Annotated in this window: 29 protein-coding genes and 3 tRNA genes; 11 read left to right on the top strand and 21 right to left on the bottom strand. The window is 70.3% G+C overall.

Going from position 1 to position 17,195, the window contains the following annotated elements; all coding sequences use genetic code 11:
- Positions 1 to 17 precede the first annotated feature (17 nt).
- The 19 genes from H9645_RS03830 to H9645_RS03740 form a co-directional block, all read right to left on the bottom strand.
- A tRNA-Leu gene (locus tag H9645_RS03830) sits at positions 18 to 102 on the bottom strand.
- Between the two features lie 59 nt (positions 103 to 161).
- Positions 162 to 237 (bottom strand) — tRNA-Lys (locus H9645_RS03825).
- A gap of 64 nt (positions 238 to 301) precedes the next feature.
- A tRNA-His gene (locus H9645_RS03820) sits at positions 302 to 378 on the bottom strand.
- A 226-nt stretch (positions 379 to 604) separates the two neighbouring features.
- The gene (locus tag H9645_RS03815) at positions 605 to 1,816 is read right to left on the bottom strand and encodes a site-specific integrase (RefSeq protein WP_318240486.1); all 1,212 of its coding nucleotides are present in this window, start codon (positions 1,814 to 1,816) and stop codon (positions 605 to 607) included.
- Position 1,817: 1 nt separating this feature from the next.
- On the bottom strand, positions 1,818 to 2,084 hold the full coding sequence (locus H9645_RS03810) for a hypothetical protein (protein WP_191728361.1): 267 nt from the start codon (positions 2,082 to 2,084) through the stop codon (positions 1,818 to 1,820).
- Positions 2,085 to 2,095: 11 nt separating this feature from the next.
- Positions 2,096 to 2,317 (bottom strand): hypothetical protein, encoded by a 222-nt coding sequence (locus H9645_RS03805; protein WP_191728360.1) that lies wholly within the window; start codon positions 2,315 to 2,317, stop codon positions 2,096 to 2,098.
- A gap of 2 nt (positions 2,318 to 2,319) precedes the next feature.
- A complete protein-coding gene (locus tag H9645_RS03800; protein WP_191728359.1) occupies positions 2,320 to 2,550 on the bottom strand; it encodes a hypothetical protein in 231 nt (76 codons plus the stop codon).
- Entirely contained in the window at positions 2,547 to 2,717 is a 171-nt protein-coding gene (locus H9645_RS03795; protein ID WP_191728358.1) for a hypothetical protein, read from the bottom strand. Before H9645_RS03795 ends, H9645_RS03800 begins: the two co-directional genes overlap by 4 nt.
- Entirely contained in the window at positions 2,710 to 3,300 is a 591-nt protein-coding gene (locus H9645_RS03790) for a hypothetical protein (RefSeq protein WP_191728357.1), read from the bottom strand. Before H9645_RS03790 ends, H9645_RS03795 begins: the two co-directional genes overlap by 8 nt.
- Positions 3,297 to 3,509 (bottom strand): hypothetical protein, encoded by a 213-nt coding sequence (locus H9645_RS03785; RefSeq protein WP_191728356.1) that lies wholly within the window; start codon positions 3,507 to 3,509, stop codon positions 3,297 to 3,299. The genes H9645_RS03790 and H9645_RS03785 overlap by 4 nt, the downstream gene beginning before the upstream one ends.
- Before the next feature lie 2 nt (positions 3,510 to 3,511).
- Positions 3,512 to 4,108 carry a hypothetical protein gene (locus H9645_RS03780; RefSeq protein ID WP_191728355.1) on the bottom strand — a complete coding sequence of 199 codons (597 nt, stop codon included), beginning with the start codon at positions 4,106 to 4,108 and terminating at the stop codon, positions 3,512 to 3,514.
- Positions 4,108 to 4,713 (bottom strand): hypothetical protein, encoded by a 606-nt coding sequence (locus H9645_RS03775; protein WP_225217929.1) that lies wholly within the window; start codon positions 4,711 to 4,713, stop codon positions 4,108 to 4,110. Before H9645_RS03775 ends, H9645_RS03780 begins: the two co-directional genes overlap by 1 nt.
- A complete protein-coding gene (locus H9645_RS03770; RefSeq protein WP_191728354.1) occupies positions 4,713 to 4,982 on the bottom strand; it encodes a hypothetical protein in 270 nt (89 codons plus the stop codon). The genes H9645_RS03775 and H9645_RS03770 overlap by 1 nt, the downstream gene beginning before the upstream one ends.
- Before the next feature lie 17 nt (positions 4,983 to 4,999).
- Positions 5,000 to 5,290, bottom strand: coding sequence for a hypothetical protein (locus tag H9645_RS03765; RefSeq protein ID WP_191728353.1), 291 nt, complete (start codon positions 5,288 to 5,290; stop codon positions 5,000 to 5,002).
- Positions 5,287 to 5,490, bottom strand: a complete 204-nt coding sequence (locus tag H9645_RS03760) for a hypothetical protein (protein WP_191728352.1) — start codon at positions 5,488 to 5,490, stop codon at positions 5,287 to 5,289. The genes H9645_RS03765 and H9645_RS03760 overlap by 4 nt, the downstream gene beginning before the upstream one ends.
- The gene (locus H9645_RS03755; RefSeq protein WP_191728351.1) at positions 5,487 to 5,762 is read right to left on the bottom strand and encodes a hypothetical protein; all 276 of its coding nucleotides are present in this window, start codon (positions 5,760 to 5,762) and stop codon (positions 5,487 to 5,489) included. The genes H9645_RS03760 and H9645_RS03755 overlap by 4 nt, the downstream gene beginning before the upstream one ends.
- A complete protein-coding gene (locus tag H9645_RS03750; RefSeq protein WP_191728350.1) occupies positions 5,759 to 6,142 on the bottom strand; it encodes a hypothetical protein in 384 nt (127 codons plus the stop codon). The genes H9645_RS03755 and H9645_RS03750 overlap by 4 nt, the downstream gene beginning before the upstream one ends.
- Positions 6,139 to 6,405: a hypothetical protein gene (locus H9645_RS03745; protein ID WP_191728349.1), complete on the bottom strand. Its 267-nt coding sequence runs from the start codon at positions 6,403 to 6,405 to the stop codon at positions 6,139 to 6,141. The genes H9645_RS03750 and H9645_RS03745 overlap by 4 nt, the downstream gene beginning before the upstream one ends.
- A complete protein-coding gene (locus H9645_RS03740) occupies positions 6,402 to 6,647 on the bottom strand; it encodes a hypothetical protein (protein WP_191728348.1) in 246 nt (81 codons plus the stop codon). Before H9645_RS03740 ends, H9645_RS03745 begins: the two co-directional genes overlap by 4 nt.
- 207 nt (positions 6,648 to 6,854) lie before the next feature.
- Here H9645_RS03740 and H9645_RS03735 point away from each other — a divergent pair, with 207 nt between their 5' ends.
- A complete protein-coding gene (locus tag H9645_RS03735) occupies positions 6,855 to 7,289 on the top strand; it encodes a hypothetical protein (RefSeq protein WP_191728347.1) in 435 nt (144 codons plus the stop codon).
- On the opposite strand, the gene H9645_RS03730 is transcribed toward H9645_RS03735, so the two are convergent.
- Together H9645_RS03730 and H9645_RS03725 are read right to left on the bottom strand one after the other, a co-directional pair.
- On the bottom strand, positions 7,290 to 7,658 hold the full coding sequence (locus H9645_RS03730; protein WP_191728346.1) for a hypothetical protein: 369 nt from the start codon (positions 7,656 to 7,658) through the stop codon (positions 7,290 to 7,292).
- Positions 7,659 to 7,677: 19 nt separating this feature from the next.
- Positions 7,678 to 8,157, bottom strand: a complete 480-nt coding sequence (locus H9645_RS03725) for a helix-turn-helix domain-containing protein (protein WP_191728345.1) — start codon at positions 8,155 to 8,157, stop codon at positions 7,678 to 7,680.
- Positions 8,158 to 8,203: 46 nt separating this feature from the next.
- Between H9645_RS03725 and H9645_RS03720 the strand changes: the two genes are divergently transcribed.
- The 10 genes from H9645_RS03720 (at position 8,204) to H9645_RS03675 (ending at position 17,195) form a co-directional block, all read left to right on the top strand.
- Complete coding sequence (locus H9645_RS03720; RefSeq protein WP_191728486.1) at positions 8,204 to 8,407, top strand: helix-turn-helix domain-containing protein; 204 nt, start codon at positions 8,204 to 8,206, stop codon at positions 8,405 to 8,407.
- Between the two features lie 152 nt (positions 8,408 to 8,559).
- Positions 8,560 to 9,021 (top strand): phage regulatory CII family protein, encoded by a 462-nt coding sequence (locus H9645_RS03715; protein WP_191728344.1) that lies wholly within the window; start codon positions 8,560 to 8,562, stop codon positions 9,019 to 9,021.
- A complete protein-coding gene (locus H9645_RS03710; protein WP_191728343.1) occupies positions 9,014 to 9,238 on the top strand; it encodes a TraR/DksA C4-type zinc finger protein in 225 nt (74 codons plus the stop codon). The genes H9645_RS03715 and H9645_RS03710 overlap by 8 nt, the downstream gene beginning before the upstream one ends.
- Positions 9,239 to 9,241: 3 nt before the next feature.
- Entirely contained in the window at positions 9,242 to 9,454 is a 213-nt protein-coding gene (locus tag H9645_RS03705) for a hypothetical protein (RefSeq protein ID WP_191728342.1), read from the top strand.
- Positions 9,455 to 9,652: 198 nt separating this feature from the next.
- Positions 9,653 to 12,109, top strand: coding sequence for a DUF5906 domain-containing protein (locus tag H9645_RS03700; RefSeq protein WP_191728341.1), 2,457 nt, complete (start codon positions 9,653 to 9,655; stop codon positions 12,107 to 12,109).
- 348 nt (positions 12,110 to 12,457) lie between these two features.
- Positions 12,458 to 13,063, top strand: a complete 606-nt coding sequence (locus H9645_RS03695) for a hypothetical protein (protein ID WP_191728340.1) — start codon at positions 12,458 to 12,460, stop codon at positions 13,061 to 13,063.
- Entirely contained in the window at positions 13,060 to 14,997 is a 1,938-nt protein-coding gene (locus tag H9645_RS03690) for a phage terminase large subunit family protein (RefSeq protein ID WP_191728339.1), read from the top strand. Before H9645_RS03695 ends, H9645_RS03690 begins: the two co-directional genes overlap by 4 nt.
- Positions 14,994 to 15,302, top strand: a complete 309-nt coding sequence (locus tag H9645_RS03685) for a helix-turn-helix domain-containing protein (protein ID WP_191728338.1) — start codon at positions 14,994 to 14,996, stop codon at positions 15,300 to 15,302. Before H9645_RS03690 ends, H9645_RS03685 begins: the two co-directional genes overlap by 4 nt.
- A gap of 124 nt (positions 15,303 to 15,426) precedes the next feature.
- Positions 15,427 to 15,639, top strand: a complete 213-nt coding sequence (locus H9645_RS03680) for a primosomal replication protein PriB/PriC domain protein (protein WP_191728337.1) — start codon at positions 15,427 to 15,429, stop codon at positions 15,637 to 15,639.
- On the top strand, positions 15,636 to 17,195 hold the full coding sequence (locus tag H9645_RS03675) for a phage portal protein (protein ID WP_191728336.1): 1,560 nt from the start codon (positions 15,636 to 15,638) through the stop codon (positions 17,193 to 17,195). Before H9645_RS03680 ends, H9645_RS03675 begins: the two co-directional genes overlap by 4 nt.

Below are 17,195 nucleotides of genomic sequence, written 5' to 3'. Positions count from 1 at the left end.
CGTGCATCTGCAGGGGGTGGTGCGAAAGGGGGGACTCGAACCCCCACGCCTTGCGGCACTGGTACCTAAAACCAGGGCGTCTACCAATTCCGCCACTTTCGCATCGGCCCGGGGTGGGCCCGGGCAAAAAAAACGCCCGGCGGTGCCGGGCGCTTCGGGTTTGGTGGGCCGTCAAGGATTCGAACCTTGGACCTATTGATTAAGAGTCAACTGCTCTACCAACTGAGCTAACGGCCCCGAGCGGGAAATGGTACCAAAGCGCTGGCCGGTCGATCAACACCCGCCGGCCAGGCGGGAAAGCTGGGGTGGAAGACGGGATTTGAACCCGCGACCCCCGGAATCACAATCCGGTGCTCTAACCAACTGAGCTACATCCACCACTGGGTGCCGCCGGCAGTGCCGGGGGCCGGCCATTGTAGCGGCTCGATGCGAAAAGTGCGACGTGCGCGTGGGCAGGCCTGTGGCGCGCCCGGCAGGACTCGAACCTGCAACCACCGGCTTAGAAGGTTGGAGCAGTCAGTCGGGAATTCAACGCGTTAGGCGTCCTGATAATCAGGAGCCCGGAGCCGTTGAGCGCCGCTGCAGCGCCTTGCGGACGGAATTGTCAGGAGCCTGCGGAGCCCGTTTCAGGGTCCGCGGCGGCCTCCACTACCGGCACGTCATGGTCGTACACGTGCACCATGGCGAGCGTCTTGTGGCCGCTGGCCAGCTGCTTGTCGCCGTGGTTGCCGGGGGTGTCGGTCACGCCGCGGTGCTTCAGGCCATGCAGGCCGAACCGGTCCGCCTGGTCGATCGTGCCGGCGGTGACTGCCGCGCGCATCATCTTGCCCCACGCGGTGTTGAAGCCGGCCCTGGTCAGCTGTGTGCCGTCCTCGCTGACGAACAGCGGCCGTTGCTCGGCGTGGATCGGCGTCGGGAATCCGCGGCGCGCCCACACCTCGCGGCGATACGCCTGCAGCGTGGTGATCGCCTCGCGCGTGCGGGCGCCCAGCCGCACTTGGTTGTCGCGGCTGCCCTTGCGCCGGTTGGTGAGCAGGAGCTCGCCGTCGGCGTCGACCAGGCCGTCATGCAGGGTCAGCACCTCGATGCCGCGCAGGCGCGCCTGGTAGGCCAGCTCCATCGCCGCCCACAGGTAGGGTGGCTGGCGACCCTTCTCGCGGGCACCGAGCGCGCCACAAGCCTTGGCGTAGGCCTGGACGGCACGGAAGGCGACGCGGCTGGGCATGCGATGGTCGGCCACCTCGGCCACGGCCTTGACGCCCTTCGCCGGATTGGTCTGGCAGTGCCCGTGCTCGATCCCCCAGCCGAAGGCCCGGCGCAGGTAGCGCAGCCAGTGGTTGGCCTTCGTCGGGTATCCGGGAACGGCTTCGCGCCCGGCCTCGGCCGGGACGCCGTCGGCGATGCGGTCGACCAGGGCGCGGATGAAGGGCGGCCCGATGCGGTCGACGAGGATTTCGCCAAGCGGGCCGGATTTCGACTGGTAGGCCTTGATGGCCTGTGCGTAGGCCGCGTAGTGCGTGCGCGTGCTGGCCGCCAGCGTCTTGAAGTCGCGGTGCGCGTGGAAGGCGTCGAGCACGAAGGCCACCGTGCCCTTCCTGGCGCCGCCGGCGCGCGCTTCGGCGATCGCGTGGAGGTCGGACAGTCTGGCGCCGCGCTGCGCCACCACGCGGGCCCGGGTGCCGCCCTCCGGCTTCGGCTCGCGCACGTACCAGCGGCCGTTGCCGCTGCGGTCCCACAGGATCCCGGGCGGCAGCTTCGTCTGGTCGATGTGCGCCGGGATTGTGGGGTCGTGCTTGCGGGGGCGGCCGCGGGCCACGTCAGCGGATCTCGTTGACCCGGGTTACCCGGCCGTCGTGCACCGTGAAGTTCACCTGCTTGTCGCGCAGGTAGTATTCCCAGCGCTCGCCCACGGCGGCGCCGCGGTGGTTCTCGATGGTGACGATCCGGTCCGGCTGGCCGCCCTTCTGGATCAGCACGGCGGTGCTGTCGCCGGTGCTCACGATGCCGCGCGAGAACGCGAAGCTGTCGAAGGCCTGGGCCTGGAAAGCGGCGAGGGCCAGCAGGCCCGCGAGGATGAAGCGCATGGTCTCTCTCCCTAGAACGCGTCGGCGCCCAGCTTGTCGTCGTTGGCAGCGGGGCGGGTGAGGCCGATCGCCGCGTTGAAGGCGTCGACCGTGGTGATGATGCCGCCTTCGGCATCGTAGGTGTAGTTCAGCCCGATCTTCCGCGCCCAGCGCTCCACGGTGGCCAGGCGCGGGTTCGCGCCGGGCTTGCAGAGCTCCTGGAGGTCGTGGAACTGGAGGATCGGGCCGATCATGGTCAGGCGGCCAGCCGCTCGGCGCGGGCTTCCAGTTGCTCCGCCCTGTCCGCGAAGCCCTCAACTCGCCTTGCCACCTCCGCCCTCAGCGCCTCGATCTCGGCGTCCTTTGCAGCGGTGGCGTGGGCGACGCAGGCGCGGGCGTAGGCGTGTGCTTCCTCGCGGAACTCGGATTCGGTCATGAAGTCGCCCTGCCACTCTGGCATCGGCAGCAGATCCTCGTTACTGCTCATCGGTCGGCTCCTACTGCCGCGCGGGCTTGCTGCAACGCCTGCTCGATCTGCGCCAGCGCGTCGCGGGCCTGCCCTGGCCACAGCGCGCCTGTGGCGATGTTGTTGGCGAGATTTTCGGCGACCGCCGCCACCACGCGCAGCGGTGCCACGGCGTCTCTCTTACTCACGGTCGGAGCCTCCGGGCTGGGCGGCGAGGGCCATGTCGATGGCTTCGCGCCACGTGTCGGCGCAGAACTCCTCACCATCGTCCGCGCGGATCACGCGCCGCATAACCTCGCGGCCGCCGGTATCCCAGTCGGCGCAATGTGCGCGCCCATCGAGCCAGTCAAGCCGCCGCGTGTCAGCCCCATCCGCGGCTGCGGGCTGCTGGGCGAGGGCGGCCTCCTGCACGAGCCGAATCAGCGCGTCGAAGTCGCCTCCATGCTCAGCCAAGTGCGCCGCCACTTTGTCCAAATCCACCCCCACGGGCGCGCTCAGTGCAGGGCAACACTGCTCACACCCCGGCAAATTCCAACCTCCGCAAGCGCCGCATTGGGTAGCGCCATCAGAGCGAACCCCCACGGGCGCGCTCGGGGGTGCGGTGCGCGCAGCAAGGGCCGAAGCCGCCGCCTCAATGACCCGCGCCTGCACGGCGTTACCGTTCTTCCGGAGCTGAGACGCAATCGCCCGGAGCAGAAGGTCGTGATCCTCGTCCCACACCTTCCTGTCGCCCTGCGCCTGCGCCTCGGCAGGGGGCTGGGGCGCGCTCATGCGGCTTTCGCCGTGCGCTGGATGTCGGCGAGCGCAGCCTCGAGGTCCGCCACACGAGTCTTCGCGTACCGCAGGTCGACCTGGTCCAGGCGCCACTGGCGCGCGCGGTCGCGGAAGGCTGCAGCGTTGATCTCGTTGCCGTTGGCGAGTTCGACGTCGGCCACGCGCTCGAGGAAGTCGGGGCCGCTGATGCTGTTGGTCGTGTCCATGGTCAGTCCTGGCAGTCGTCCGGGTGGGTGAAGAGCTTCGTGACGTCGAGGCACTCGATCCGGCCGCCCTTGCGCTCGAACTCGGCGATGTCGGCGGCCAGGCGGGCGCTCGCGGCGCGTCGGGCGTTGAAGGTCGGATCGGTGATGGCGATCGGCGCGAGGAAGTTGCTCTCGGCGCGCCGCGGAGCGGCGGTGCGCTTCGCGGCGGCCAGCGCGCTGATCGCCTTGGCGGCCTCGCGCGTGGGCGGCGGTGCTGCCGGGTTGCGGCGGGGGCGCGTGGTGGCAGTGGCCTTGGCCCTGGGCACCGCGGCGCGTGGCTTGGCCGTCGCCGCACTGCGCCCTGTTCCCGGCGCCCTGCGCCGGTCGATCGTGGCCATGCCGCGTGGCCAGAAGTAGTGCACGCGGCCCGTGCCCGCGCCCAGCCGGGCGATCGCGCCGCGGCTGGCCATCGACGTCATCGTGGCGGAGAACACGTCGACACTGGCGCCCGGCTCGACGGCGTCGCGGGTCTCCCGCGCGGTGAACGCCTCGTTGCAGTGCTTCGAGAGGAACTCGCGGATCAGCTGAGTGCGGCCGGAGCCGTGTACGCCCCGGGCCATCAGTCGCAGCCTCCGCCCACTTCGCCCGGCCGCCCCGGGGCGGTGAAGTCGCGCCAGTGCACCCAGCCGCGCTCGGGGCAGTGGAAGCCCCACTCGCGCACCGTCGGCCCGAACAGGAACAGCGTGACGCACGGCACCTTGACCGGCTGCGCGTCGTCGTTGGCCGCCCCGGCCAGCAGTTCCTGAAGCTCGATCCGGTGCGTGTGGCGCGTCGGCAGGAAGCGCAGGCTTCCGGCTTCCCAGGCGCGGCGCTGGTGGATGCCGCCATCGGCGATGGTGTGCTCGATGTAGGCGCCGTCCAGGATCAGGCTGCAGGCCCAGCTCGGGTGATCGTGGAGCGCGCGGTCGTCGTCGTCGCGCAGGAACATGTGCACGTAGAGGTTGGGCAGCACGCGCGCCACGGCGGCCTTGGCGCTGCGCCAGGCGGTCGGGTCGGCTTCGGCCTGCTCGCGCCAGCGGCGCCACGGCGTGACGTACCAGCGCAGCAGGTAGGGGCCGCCCAGGGCGTCCTCCCCGACGATGAAGTCGGGCCAGCGGGCGAAGATGTAGCGGTTGCGCGCCCAGGTGAGGGCGTGCTCGGCGATGCCGGGCATATGCAGGTGCATCAGCCGACCCTCGCCTGCCGCGTGGGCGCCAGCAGTTCGGCCAGGGCGCGGAGGCCCTTGTCGGTGAGGCTGGCGCCGCTGGAGAACGGCCCGTGCAGCTGCACCAGCCACTCGTTGTTCATGGCGCGGACGGTGCGCATGGTGATGGGCGCGGCGTCGCGCGCGGCCACGCCGGCGGCGCGGTAGCCGCCCGAGCAGCGGACCAGTTCGCGGGTGGGGCTGGCGGCGAACGCGCGCAGGGCTTCGGCGACCTTGGGTGTGATGTGCATGCGGAGGCTCCTGGAGGTCAGGCGGCTGCGGCCCGGGCGCGCTCGGCGGCCAGTCGCAGGGTGGGAAGGGCGGTGATGTCGACGAGGTCCGCCTGCACGCACCAGGCGAGCTCGGCGAGGCGGGCGGAGGGGTGGATCTGCGTGGACACGCCGCACCGCGAGCACTCCACGTGCCACGCCCGCGCGGGCGTGCCGAGCAGCCGCAGATCGCCGCACACGCGGCCGCGGGCTTCAATCAGGTGCGGCGCATGGCCGCAGGTGGAGTGGGGCGCCAGCGGGCGCCGCGGCTTGATGGCCACGAGCATCATCGGGCGGGCTCCTTTCGCGGGGCCTTGCGGCGGTCGGGGAGGGAACCGTCGGCGTGCATGCGGCCGAGCTCGGTCTGGAAGTCGCGGGCGAGCTCGTCGAGCGGCGCGAGCAGCCGCGCGACCATGGCGTCGGTCTCGGCCTGCACCTGGGCGGGCTGCCGCACGCGGAACGCGGCCAGGGCCTTGGCGAAGCCGGTCATTGCGCACCGCCCAGGCGCATCAGCGCGATCGGGATGACCACCAGCCAGCCGACCACGCCCCATGCGAACAACGCCTTGCGGGCGAGCGGCTCGACCCAGCTGGCCGGGTCGATCTGGTGCTCGTGTCCGGGCAGCGTCGGGCGCTCGGCAGCACCGGGCCACGGGCGCCAGTCGGGGACGCCGGACAGGTCGGAGTTGCCGGTCAGCACGCCGGTGGCGTCGGTGGCGTGCTCGGGCTGCGCCGGGGTGTCGGGGAGCGTGCGGGCGTTCATGCCGTCACCTCCGGTGAGCCGGTGTCCAGGCCGAGGGTCTTCGAAGTGACAGCGCTCCAGACCCGGAACCCGGCGGCGAATAGCACCTCGGCGGGCTCGCGCCCGAGCCAGCTGGCCCACGCGACGCCGTCTTCGAGGATCGCCGCCGCGTACGCGGCGCGGCTGACGAGCCGCTCCTTCTGCCACGGCTGGAGATCGCCCCACTCGACATGCCCGTCGCCGTCGCAGCCTTCGCACTCGCGCTCATGGCCGCAGCAGCTGCACTCGTCGACGCCTTCGCCATCACAGGTGGGGCATTCCACCTTCATGTCGGCCGGCCTGTTGGCGATCTGCTCGTCGCGCCACGCTTCGAAGCTCATAGGCCTGAAGGACGCGCTCATCGCGCACCGCCTTGCTGAAGCTTCGCCAGGCGGTTCTCTTCGCGCCGGCAGGCGGCGACGATGCCCTTCCACTCGCGGGCTTCCCCGGAGCGGAGGTACAGGTCGAAGCGGCCCGCGGCCGTCTCGCGCCCGTCGATCTCGGCATCGAGGGCCTGGTGGGCACGCTGATGCGCAACCCGGAAGGCGGCCTCGGCCGAGAGCTTGGCCATGTGCACGTGGTAGGCGCGCTTCACCAGCGCCACGGGCGGCTGGGGCGCGCTCACAGCGGGCCCCTGCGGAACCTGTCGCGCTGCGCGCGGCGCGGGTTGAGGCTGGGGCTGTTCGCTGCCCGGCCCGGCCACGCGGCGGCGTCGCTATGCCGCTGCTCCGCGCTGAGCGCGATGTCTTCGTTGGCGCGGCTGATCAGGGTGGCCAGCATCACGCCGGCGATCAGGGCCACCAGCGAGGCGGCGGCGAAGCCCTGCCAGAAGGTGGGGTTGGTCAGTGTGTCCAGCAGTTCGTGCACGGCGCACCTCCTCGGATTCGAAGAGGGCGCCGGCGGGTCGAGCTCAGGCCAGGGGAGGGGCCGTCGCAGCCGGAGGGGAGGCCGGCGTGGCGACCCGCCGGTCGCCCGCCCCGGGGCGTCCGGGGCATGCACACCTTAAGACCCCTTAAGCGTAGAAGTCAAGCGGCCTTAAGTCCTGATCCGCCAAAATGTCCCCAAGGAGGGCGAATGGACACTTCAGCAGGGATTGCGGCCGGGCATGGCGCCGACAGCAGCTTCTGGCAATCGCCGCGCGGTGTTGCGCGAACGGCGCGGCGCGCGGGCCGGAGAATCTTCCAGATCGAACTCCCGGTCAGCCGCACGACCGGCGAGGTGTACGCCTTCGTTGGCGCACGCGTAGCGACTGCATCGCTCGCCGCCGACGCTTCGCTCGACGGCATCGAGGCGGAAGGCTGGGTGCTGGTGCACGCCGGCTACGTCTACCGCCCGCTGTCAGCCTCGACGCGGGACAAGTTCATGTTCTCGGGCCAGCAGGAAGCCATGACCGGTGAGCTGGTGGGCGTATACGTCTTCCGCGCCACCGAAGGCGAGCCACCCACGTTCGGGGACGCACCGGCTGGACTCGACGAGGGCGGCGGGCGCGAGACCTTCCGCGCCTTCTGATCAGCGTGCGACGGGGCAGTCCGGTGGATCGAAGCCTTCGCGAGCACAGTCCTCGAGCATGACCAGGCGCTCGTGGGCGAGCGCGACCTGGTCGTCGTCAAGGCTCGAAAGGCTGGAAGCGCCGAGGCCGTCCAGGAGCCGCTGGATCTCGGCAATCCACCCGTAGCTGGTCGCGATCCGGTTGATCGCGCGGATCTGCCGGGCGCGTTCGCTGTCATCAAAGGCGGGCAGGGGGTCGTTGGCCGCGAAGGATTGGAAGCGCCGCCAGGCATCGTCTTCCCCCGGGCCCTTGGGAGGCTCGACCGGAACGGCCTCGGAAATGATCTGGCGAAGGCGTGACACCTTGGCCTGCAACTCACGATCGCGCATGGGCTCCCCCTGTGCGGCGTCAGGCCGCTGCGGCGAGGACGAAGCGCAGCACCTTCGCCCGGGGCAGTCCCTCCTCGAGCAGCTCGAAAGCTACTTTGGCGATCTCGCCGAGCTTGGAGGGTGGCAGCGTCTTCCCGTGCTTGCCGAGTTCGGCGAGGGCGTCCGTTGCCAGCTGGAACGCGAGGGTGAGGGTGTCGGGTTGCAGATCCTGAGACCTGTAGGCGGGCACCGACTCATGAATGGAATTAGTTCGAGACGGTTCACCGAGAAGCAGCTCCCGGGGGTCCATCTCCACGGCGTCGGCGATGCTCAGCAGCATGGTGGCCTTCACGTGGTCCGGGGAGATCTTGTCCCCCAGCCAGTTGCTGACCGTGGCCTCCGTGGTGCGCGCGCGCCTGGCCACCTCGGCAGCGTGCAGGTCGAGCTCCCCCATGCGGCGGGCGAGGCGGGTTCCGATGGATGCGGAAGGCATACGCCAGCTTAAGACGCCTTCACTCAAGTGGGCTTGACTCTGCACCTTAAGACCCCTTAAGGTTGGGCCAGCCATGAACAACATTACGAAGCGCCAGCTCCGGGTCGCCCTGCGCGATCCCGATGGGTCCGACCTCAGCGACGCCGATCTGGCCCGCTGGTTCGGCATCAGCCAGTCGGCTGTCTCGCAGTGGGAGGAGGACGCCCCGATCCCGCGCCTTCGCGCGCTCGAGGTGGCGGTCAAGCGTCCCGATCTGCTGCCGGGGCAGGTGGCCTGAGTGGCCGGCTTCCGCACGCCGGAAGAGCAGGGCCACGACGTCCCCCGGACCCCGGGTGACGTGCCAGGTGCGCAGCGCTTCAAACCGTATTCCGTCCATGCCGACAGCCTGACTGCCGGCGCTTTCGCTTTCCACGTTCGCAGGGGGCATCGATGAACGTTGCAGACGCCGCGCATGCGTGCGTGCACGCCTATCCGGGAGGTGCCGAGTCACTGGCCCCGCGCTTGGGTATGCGTGCCGCCGTGCTCAACAGCAAGGTCAACCCGAAGACCACCACGCACCACCTGAGCCTGGCCGAGGCGTCCCGCATCATGGGCCTCAGCGGCGATCTGCGGATCCTCCACGCGCTGGCGGCCGAGCACGGCCAGGTGGTGGTCTCGCCGGCCGGCGCGGAAGACGCCTGCGACATGGCCGTGCTCGAGGCCATCAGCGCCCTGTGGTCGCGCAACGGCGACCTGGGCACGGCCGTGCACACCTCGCTGGCCGACGGCGCGCTCACGCAGTCCGAGCTGGCGCAGATCCGCACGGCGGCCTATGCGGTGCAGCAGCGCATGGCGTCCCTGCTGGAGCGGCTGCAGGCCATGGCCGAGCCGGAGGGCAGCGTCGATGCCTGACTTCATGGATGCCGTGCAGGACCGCGTGCTGGCCGAGACCGAGGCCGCCGTGGCCGCACAGACCCAGCGGGCGCAGGGGCGCACGCATTGCGCCGCCCACGACTGCGGCGAACCCATCAGCCCCGAGCGCACCGCGCTGGGCGCCCAGTTCTGCATGGACTGCCAGCGCGGTGAGGAAGCACGCGAGGTGCACTTCCGCACGTGGGGCAGGCGGTGAGCCGTGGCCACCTGGGCCGGCCCGCGCCGAGTGACGCACGCGCCGCCGAAGCCCGCCTCGATGCGGGGCATGGCCGCGGCGCTGGCCGTGCTGTCGGCACCCGTGACGGAGCAGGGCAGCGATGCACTGCTGGCCGAGCGCGAGCGGTTGGCGCGCGAGGCGGAAGCCACGGCGCGCAGGCAGGGCGAGCTGCGGCTCGGGACTTCGGCCTCGTGAGTTCGCGGCCCCGCACCCCCTCGCCCCCGGGTGAGAGGAATGATCGCGCTGCGATTGCAGGGGCGGGCGTGCGCGGGGGCGTCGCCTCTGTCTCGCCGCCTCGTTCGACGGCCGGGCGCGGGTCCTCCTGGGGTGCAGCGGACGCGGGTAATGGCGGCCGCAATTGGTGGGTAGTCAGTGCCGGCGGGAGTTACTGAAATGGGCACGAACTACGATGACGTGCTGCGCCAGCTCACCGCCTTCGGCCTGATCCTCGACCGCGGCGGCCTGGAGATTGGCCGCATGGTCCGCTGCAAGGTGGAAGGCGGCGGCCGCGAGAAGCGCGGCTGGTACATGCTCCACGAATTCCCGAAGTCGGACGGCACGCTGCTGATCGTCGGCAGCTACGGCGTCTGGCGCGGCAACGAGAACAACGCCCAGAAGATCGAGCTGGGCAAGGCCGATCCGCTCACCGCCGACCAGGCCGCCGCGCTGAAGCGCCGCCTGGCCGAGGACCGCAAGCGCATCGAGCTGGAGCGCGCGCGCGAAGCCGCCCGCGCCGCCGAACGCGCCCGCAAGGCCTGGGCGGTTCTGCCTGCCGAAGGCGAGGCGCCGTACCTGAAGCAGAAGGGCGTCGGCGGCCACGGCCTCAAGTTCACGAAGAACGGCTCGGCCGTGCTGCCCATCGTCGACACCGGCGGCAAGATCCACGGACTGCAGTTTCTCCGCACGGCGGCCCAGGCCCGCGAGGCCAATCGGCCGGCCAAGGAGTTCTGGCCCGCCGGCCTGGCGAAGAAGAGCCACTTCCACCTGCTCGGCCACGCGCCGCAGTGGATCGTGCTGCTGGCCGAAGGCTATGCCACGGCCGCATCGCTGTACGAAGCCACGGGGCTGCCGGTGGCCTGCGCCTTCGATGCCGGCAACCTGCTGCCGGTGGCCGAGGCGCTGCGCAAGCGCTACAAGCGCGCCCGCATCCTGGTGTGCGCCGACGACGACCTGTTCGGCACCTGCCAGGCGCGCGCCGAAAATGGCACGCGCTGCGCCGCGCGCGTGGTGCTGACCGAGCACCCGGCCACGTGCCCGGAGTGCGGCCAACCGCACCGCTGCGACAACGCGGGCATCAACGCCGCCGGAGCGGTGGCCGTCGCCGTGTCGGGGGCCTGGCTGAAGCCGGCGTTCCACGATGAGGCGGCGCGGCGCGAGAAGTTCATCTCGTCCGGCCGCAAGGATTCCGACTTCAACGACCTCCACGCGCTGGAGGGGCTCGCCGCCGTGGGCGCGCAAGTGCGTGCCCGCCTCTCGGAATTGCAGTGGGATGCTCCAAAACCGCGCGCCGTTTCTTCCTCCACACCAGGGGGCGGGGCGGCCAAGCTCAAGCCGATCCAGTACGTCGACGAGCTGCTGTCGCGCTACTCGCTGGTGTACGCCGCCGGCGGCGCCGTGTTCGACCGGCAGGAGCACTGCCTGCTGCCGATCACCGACATGCGCAACCTCTGCATCCGTCCGGACGTCCACAAGGCGTGGATGGAGCACGGTGACCGCGACGTGGTGCGCCAGGAGGAGGTGGGCTTCGACCCGGCCTGCAGCGACCCCAGCGTGACCTGCAACCTGTGGGGCGGCTGGCCCACGTCGCCGAAGGCCGGCAAGTGCGACAAGCTGCTCGAGCTGCTGGCGTACATGTGCAGCGGCGAGCGCAACAGCCGCGAGCTGTACGAATGGGTGCTGCGCTGGGTGGCGTATCCGATCCAGCACCCCGGCGCGAAGATGAAGACCACCATCGTGGTTCACGGGCCGCAGGGCACCGGCAAGAACCTGTTCTTCGAAACGGTGATGGCGATCTACGGCAAGTACGGCCGGATCCTCGACCAGGACGCCCTGACCGACAAGCACAACGACTGGGCCAGCCGGAAACTGTTCCTGATCGCCGACGAGGTGGTGGCCCAGGCGCACCGGTTCGAGGTCAAGAACAAGCTCAAGACCCTGATCACGGGCACGTGGATCCGGATCAACCCGAAGCACATCGCCGCGTACGACGAGGCGAACCACGTCAACCTGGTGTTCCTGTCGAACGAATCGATGCCGGTGGTGCTCGAGGAAGACGATCGGCGCCACTGCATCATCTGGACGCCGCCGAAGAAGCCGAAGGAGTTCTACGCCGAGCTGCTGGCGGAGATCGACGCCGGCGGCGCCGCGGCGCTGCACGACTACCTGCTGCACCTGGACCTGGGCGACTTCAACCCCGGCACCCTGCCGCCGGAAACCGCGGCCAAGCGCGAGCTGATCGACCTCGCGCAGGACAGCCCGGTCGAGTTCATCGATGCCGTGTTCCGCCGCGACGTGGCCAACACCATCGTCGACGTCGGCGGGAAACCCGTGGTGCCGGCGGGGCTGACGCAGGACTGGTTCGACATCTACCGCCACTGGTGCTCCCAGGTGGGCGTGAAGCCCGCCTCGCTCAAGCGCTTCGTCAACGCGCTGGAGAAGAAGCGCGCCTACCGGGCGGACCGCAAGCGGTACATGACCTGGCCGGAGTACGGCGTGCCGACGAAGGTCGGCCCGCACAGCGTGCTGCTGCTCGGGAACGAGGCTCCGGAGGGCGAGGACGAGGCCGAGTGGCTGGGCAAGCACGTGGCGGCGCTGCGCGCGAAGTCCGGCGACCAGAGGGCGTCGCGATGATGGCGGCCGTGGCTGTGCGGGCACGTCCCCGCACCAGTGCGGGGACCTGTGCGGGCAGAAATGGCGTCATTGCTGGCCTGTGCGGCCTGTGCGGGCACTTCGCGCGCCCGCGTATGGGAGTACCGGCCAGCCAGTGCGGGCACCCGCGCGCGCACATGCGCGCACGTGGGGCGCACGCCGCACAGGCCGCACAGGCCGCACAGACGTTGCGCATCAGGCACTTGCGGGCGGCCGTCCCCGCACAGGTCCCCGCACAGCCGGCCGCGACCCCGCACAGGGCCGATCGCGCGCGCGCGCACGACTTCCTGACCCTGAATCCTGAAAAGAAGATTGAAGGAGGCCGCCTCCATGGCTGAGCCGCGCGAGCTGCCCGCGACCCTTGGCTTCCGGGCCTTTGCCGACCTGCAGGGCTGGCGCCCCAGCTACATCACCGAGCTCAAGGGCAAGGGCCACCTGGTGCTGACCGACGACGGCCGCCAGGTGCGCGTGCCGGAGTCCCTGGCCAAGCTGGCCGCCCTCCGGGACCCGTCCAAGATCGGCGTGAAGGAGCGCCACGCCGCGGCGCGAAATGTCGCGCGGACTTCTTCCTCCACCCCGGGCGGCGAGGGGCAGGATGCGGCGGACGTGGCGCCGCCCACTTTCGTGCCTGACGACCCGCACGCCAAGCGTCGCGCCAAGGCGCTGGCCGACCAGGCCGAAGCCGCTGCCCGCAAGGCGCTGCGCGACGAGCAGGTGGAGCTGGGCGAGCTGATCCAGCGCGAAGACGTGGAGCGCGTGCTGGCAGACGCCGCTACCCGCCTGCGCACCACGCTGGAGAATGTGCCGGCTACCCTGGCGCCGGAGCTGGCCGCCACCACCGACGAAGCCCGCTGCCGCGTGCTGCTGGCCAACGCCATCGAGCACGCACTCGAAGATCTGTCGCGCAAGTTCGCCGTGGCGGGGAAGGGCGCATGACCTTCGCCGCCGCCGAGCCCATCGTCGCCAACGTCCTGGCGCGCTCGCTCGCCCCGCGCAAGCCCATGCGCGTCAGCGAGTGGGCGGCGCGCTACCGCGTGCTGTCCAGCAAGGGCAGCCAGGAGCCGGGTCCGTGGCGCAACGACCGCAACCCGCTGCTGGTCGAGATCATGGACTGCTTCAGTGCGCGCAGCCCGGTGCGCGACGTGGTGGCGCGGCTGCCGATCCAGTTCGGCAAGTCGGAGCTCGAGGTCAACATCCTCGGCTACACCATGTGCGAGAACCCGATGCCGATCATCGTGGCGCTTCCGGCCGAAGTGTCCATGAACAAGTGGATCGACCAGAAGCTCAACCCGCTGATCGAAGAGACGCCGGCCATCCAGTCGGTGATGACCAGCCTGTCTAGCCGCGAGGCGTCGAACCGCCGCAGCTTCAAGGATTTCCAGGGCGGCCAGCTGTACGTGGAGCACGCCGGCGCGCCGGTGCGCCTGAAGTCCACCAGCGCCGGCCTGGTGCTGGCCGACGAGTTCTCCAGCTTCGCGAGCCTGCTGAAGTCCGGCGACGACCCCAGCGAGATGCTGGACGGCCGCACCTCGGCGTTCCCGTCGAAGTACAAGCGGCTGAAGGTGGGCACGCCCGAGATCGCCGGGCGCTGCCGCATCAGCGAGCTGTACGACAAGAGCGACCGCCGCCTGTGGTACGTGCCGTGTCCGGAGTGCAGCCACGAGCAGCCGCTGCAGTGGGCCGGCCTGATGTGGACGCCGGACGGCTCGCAGTGCTGGTACGTCTGCCGCGAGTGCGGGGCGGCCATCGACGAATACCAGAAGACCACCATGATCGCGAAGGGCGGCTGGGTGCCCGAAGAGCCCGGTGCGCTGATCCGCGGCTACCACGCCAACGCCCTGTACTACCCGATGGGCCTGGGCCCGCGCTGGCACGAGCTGGAGCGCATGTGGCGCGATGCCCAGGGCGACAACGCGAAGCTGAAGACCTTCATCAATGACCGCTTGGCCGAGCCGTGGGAAGACCCGGCGATGCGCGGCGTCAAGTTCAACGTGATCGAGGACCGGGCCGAGCCGCTGCCGCTGCGCCCGGTGCCCGGCTGGGTGCTGGCCGCCACCGCCGGCATCGACACGCAGGACAACCGCCTGGCGGTGCAGATCGTCGGCTGGGGCAAGGGCATGACGTGCTGGCCCATCGACTACGTGGAGCTGCCGGGAGACCCGGCCGACGACGAGGTGTGGACCGCGCTGGTGGAGCTGCTGAGCCAGCCGATCGAGCACGCCAGCGGCGCGGTGCTGCGCGTGGAGTGCAGCGCCCAGGACATGCTCGGCCACCGCACCGAGGCGGTGAAGGCCTTCGTGCGCTCGCGCCGCCTGCGCCGGCATATCGCCATCTTCGGCGCCACCGCCAACACCGCGCCGCCGCTGGGCAAGGCCAAGCTGCAGGACATCAACTGGCGCGGTCTGGTCGACAAGCGCGGCGTGCACGCCTACCCGGTCGGCACCGTGGCCATCAAGCACCACCTGTTCGGCCTGCTCTCGACCGACGCCGACAAGCCGGCCGAGGACCGTCGCGTGCGCTTCAGCGACCAGCTTTCGCGCGAGTACTTCGGCGGCCTGGTGAGCGAGACCTATGACCCGAGGAAGAACCGGTTCGAGCGCGTGCGCGGCGCGCCGCGCAACGAGCCGCTGGACACGTGGGTGTATGCCTACGCGGCGGCGCTGCACCCCGAGCTGCGGATGAACCGGTGGACGCGGGCGCAGTGGGATCTCCGGGAGGCGCAGCTCCTGGCCAGCGCCGGCAAGGTGGCGTTGGCGGATTCCCGTGAAACACCGGCGGGGGCGCTCCCCGCCGCGGCGCCCGATTCCCGTGGAACACCGATCCGACGGCCTCGGGCCGGCATCACGACGCGTGACGGGTGGGGCCTGTGAGCCGCGCGGTTGCCACCGCCGAGCAGCTGCGCGCCAAGATCACCGATGCGCTGATCCGCGACGTCGGCGTGAGCGAGCAGATGGCCCAGCCGTTCGTGGACTCGATCCTGCGCTGCTTCGCCGGCGAGCAGCCGTACTTCCCTGCGGCACCTCGCGAGTATCCGGTGCCGCACATTCGCGCGGCGCTGGAGTCGGGCGCGCCCGTGAAGCGGGTGATGCGGGAGTTCGACGTCTCGCGTTCCACGCTCCACAAGTTGTTCCCCGGAGGCCTGCCGCGGCCTGAAATCGCATCGGAAGAGGGGTGATTCCGCGGTTTCATTGAAAGTGCGGACAAATTAGTTTTTGGTCCCTTTCAAATCAGTAACTTGCAAAGGGGGTTGTCCGCGGTTTCATTTAGTCCGCGGACACCGACATCGCCACGCTATACACATGGCGACGGCGCAAGAGATGTTGGTGTTCTACACCGATGCGGAGATCGCGGTCCTGAAGGGCCAGCGGGTCCGCTTCGGTGAGCGCGATCTCACGCGCGCGGACCTGGCCGAGATCCGCGCCGGCCGCCGCGAGTGGCAGTTGCGCGTCGACGCCGAAGGCCGCCGCGGGCGCTGCGGCTGGGCCACGGCCGACTTCGGTGGTACCACGTGAGCAGCGCCGTGATCGCCCGCAGCCGCCTTTCGGCTGCCGTCGCGACCGATCGCGCCACGCAGGCGGCGCTCGCGGTCGCCCGCCGCGCCGAGGTCAAGGCCCGTGCGCACGAAGTCACCCGCCCTTCGCGCGCCCGCAAGCTGGCGCGCGACTGGGGCAGCGGCAACACGATCGTCGGGATGGACGCGCGGCAGCTGCGCGACCAGGCGCGCCACCTTGAGCGCGATCTCGACCTCGCCGACAACGCGCTCAACATCCTGGTGCAGAACACCGTCGGCAGTGGCATCGACGTGCTGGCTGCGCCGCGCCTGCCGGGCGAGCCGATCAATCGCGACCTGGCGCTGCAGCTCGACGACCTGTGGGATGCGTGGTGGGACGCGCCGGAAGTCACCGGCATGCACGACTACGGCGCCTGCCAGCAGCTGCTGGCGCGCACGTGGTTCCGTGATGGGGAGAGCTACTACCAGGACCTGATCGGCCCCGTGCCGTTCCTGCAGCACGGCAGCGTGGTGCCCTACAGCATCGAGATGATCGAGCCGGACCTGATCCCGCTCGATATGACCGATCCGGGCCGCAACATCCTGCAGGGCGTCGAGCGCAACGCATGGGGCCGGCCTGTCGCCTTCCACGTCTACAAGACGCACCCGGGCGACCGCATGGGCTGGTCGCAGGAGACCAAGCGCGTCAGCGCCGACATCCTGCACGGCATCCACAACATCAAGCGCCTGCACCAGGTGCGCGGCCTCAGCGTGTTCGCGTCGTCCATGTCGCGTTTCGAGGACGTGAAGGACTACGAAGAGTCCGAGCGCATCGCCGCCAAGGTGGCTGCCTCGATGTGCGCCTTCATCAAGAAGGGCAACCCCGAGCGCTACGGCGCGAACGCCGGCAGCTCCCTCACCGGCGAGATGATCGTGCCTGATGGCGGCCTGGACCGCGATCTCCGCTTCACCCCCGGCATCGTCTTCGACGACCTGCTGGAAGGCGAGGACATCGGGATGATCGCGAGCAATCGCCCGAATCCGAACGCGGCCGCCTGGCGCAAAGAGCAGCTGCGCGCTGCCGCCGGCGGCATCGGCGTCAGCTACAGCAGCCTGTCGCTGGACTACGACGGCAGCTATTCCGCCCAGCGCCAGGAGCTGGTGGAGAAGTGGATCGCCTACCAAATGCTGTCCGAGCGTTTCATCGCCATGGGCGTGCGCAAGCAGCGCGTGCGCTTTGTCGAGGCCGCGGTGCTGGCCGGGCGCGTGCGCCTGCCGCGCGGGTGGGAGCTGCGACACCTGGCCGCCAGCACTTACGTGCGCCCGGTGATGCCGTGGATCGACCCGCTGAAGGAAGCCTATGCCCGCGGCGAGGCGGAGGACCGTGGCTGGACGTCGCCGCAGGCCAACACGCTGCAGTACGGCAACAACCCGAATGAGGTGGCCATGCAGACCCGCGACTGGAACGCGCAGCGCGAGGCGGTCCTGCCGGCGCCGGCCAGCGCGCCTGCCGGCCCGGCCGCGGCCGCCGCGGCGGCCATCCGCGCTTCGCTCACCGCATCGATGCTGAGGGACTGA

Source organism: Luteimonas colneyensis (genome assembly GCF_014836665.1).
Classification (GTDB): Bacteria; Pseudomonadota; Gammaproteobacteria; order Xanthomonadales; family Xanthomonadaceae; genus Luteimonas; species Luteimonas colneyensis.
The sequence above is the reverse complement of the archived record's forward strand: the minus strand, read 5'-3'. Positions and strand labels throughout refer to the sequence as shown.

Bases quoted from the DNA above. Each gene is read 5' to 3' on its own strand.
- H9645_RS03810 (WP_191728361.1), bottom strand. From the start codon at position 2,084: ATGCGCTTCATCCTCGCGGGCCTGCTGGCCCTCGCCGCTTTCCAGGCC.
- H9645_RS03805 (WP_191728360.1), bottom strand. From the start codon at position 2,317: ATGATCGGCCCGATCCTCCAGTTCCACGACCTCCAGGAGCTCTGCAAG.
- H9645_RS03800 (WP_191728359.1), bottom strand. From the start codon at position 2,550: ATGAGCAGTAACGAGGATCTGCTGCCGATGCCAGAGTGGCAGGGCGAC.
- H9645_RS03790 (WP_191728357.1), bottom strand. From the start codon at position 3,300: ATGAGCGCGCCCCAGCCCCCTGCCGAGGCGCAGGCGCAGGGCGACAGG.
- H9645_RS03785 (WP_191728356.1), bottom strand. From the start codon at position 3,509: ATGGACACGACCAACAGCATCAGCGGCCCCGACTTCCTCGAGCGCGTG.
- H9645_RS03780 (WP_191728355.1), bottom strand. From the start codon at position 4,108: ATGGCCCGGGGCGTACACGGCTCCGGCCGCACTCAGCTGATCCGCGAG.
- H9645_RS03775 (WP_225217929.1), bottom strand. From the start codon at position 4,713: ATGCACCTGCATATGCCCGGCATCGCCGAGCACGCCCTCACCTGGGCG.
- H9645_RS03770 (WP_191728354.1), bottom strand. From the start codon at position 4,982: ATGCACATCACACCCAAGGTCGCCGAAGCCCTGCGCGCGTTCGCCGCC.
- H9645_RS03765 (WP_191728353.1), bottom strand. From the start codon at position 5,290: ATGATGCTCGTGGCCATCAAGCCGCGGCGCCCGCTGGCGCCCCACTCC.
- H9645_RS03760 (WP_191728352.1), bottom strand. From the start codon at position 5,490: ATGACCGGCTTCGCCAAGGCCCTGGCCGCGTTCCGCGTGCGGCAGCCC.
- H9645_RS03755 (WP_191728351.1), bottom strand. From the start codon at position 5,762: ATGAACGCCCGCACGCTCCCCGACACCCCGGCGCAGCCCGAGCACGCC.
- H9645_RS03750 (WP_191728350.1), bottom strand. From the start codon at position 6,142: ATGAGCGCGTCCTTCAGGCCTATGAGCTTCGAAGCGTGGCGCGACGAG.
- H9645_RS03735 (WP_191728347.1), top strand. From the start codon at position 6,855: ATGGACACTTCAGCAGGGATTGCGGCCGGGCATGGCGCCGACAGCAGC.
- H9645_RS03730 (WP_191728346.1), bottom strand. From the start codon at position 7,658: ATGCGCGATCGTGAGTTGCAGGCCAAGGTGTCACGCCTTCGCCAGATC.
- H9645_RS03720 (WP_191728486.1), top strand. From the start codon at position 8,204: ATGAACAACATTACGAAGCGCCAGCTCCGGGTCGCCCTGCGCGATCCC.
- H9645_RS03715 (WP_191728344.1), top strand. From the start codon at position 8,560: ATGAACGTTGCAGACGCCGCGCATGCGTGCGTGCACGCCTATCCGGGA.
- H9645_RS03710 (WP_191728343.1), top strand. From the start codon at position 9,014: ATGCCTGACTTCATGGATGCCGTGCAGGACCGCGTGCTGGCCGAGACC.
- H9645_RS03700 (WP_191728341.1), top strand. From the start codon at position 9,653: ATGGGCACGAACTACGATGACGTGCTGCGCCAGCTCACCGCCTTCGGC.
- H9645_RS03695 (WP_191728340.1), top strand. From the start codon at position 12,458: ATGGCTGAGCCGCGCGAGCTGCCCGCGACCCTTGGCTTCCGGGCCTTT.
- H9645_RS03690 (WP_191728339.1), top strand. From the start codon at position 13,060: ATGACCTTCGCCGCCGCCGAGCCCATCGTCGCCAACGTCCTGGCGCGC.
- H9645_RS03680 (WP_191728337.1), top strand. From the start codon at position 15,427: ATGGCGACGGCGCAAGAGATGTTGGTGTTCTACACCGATGCGGAGATC.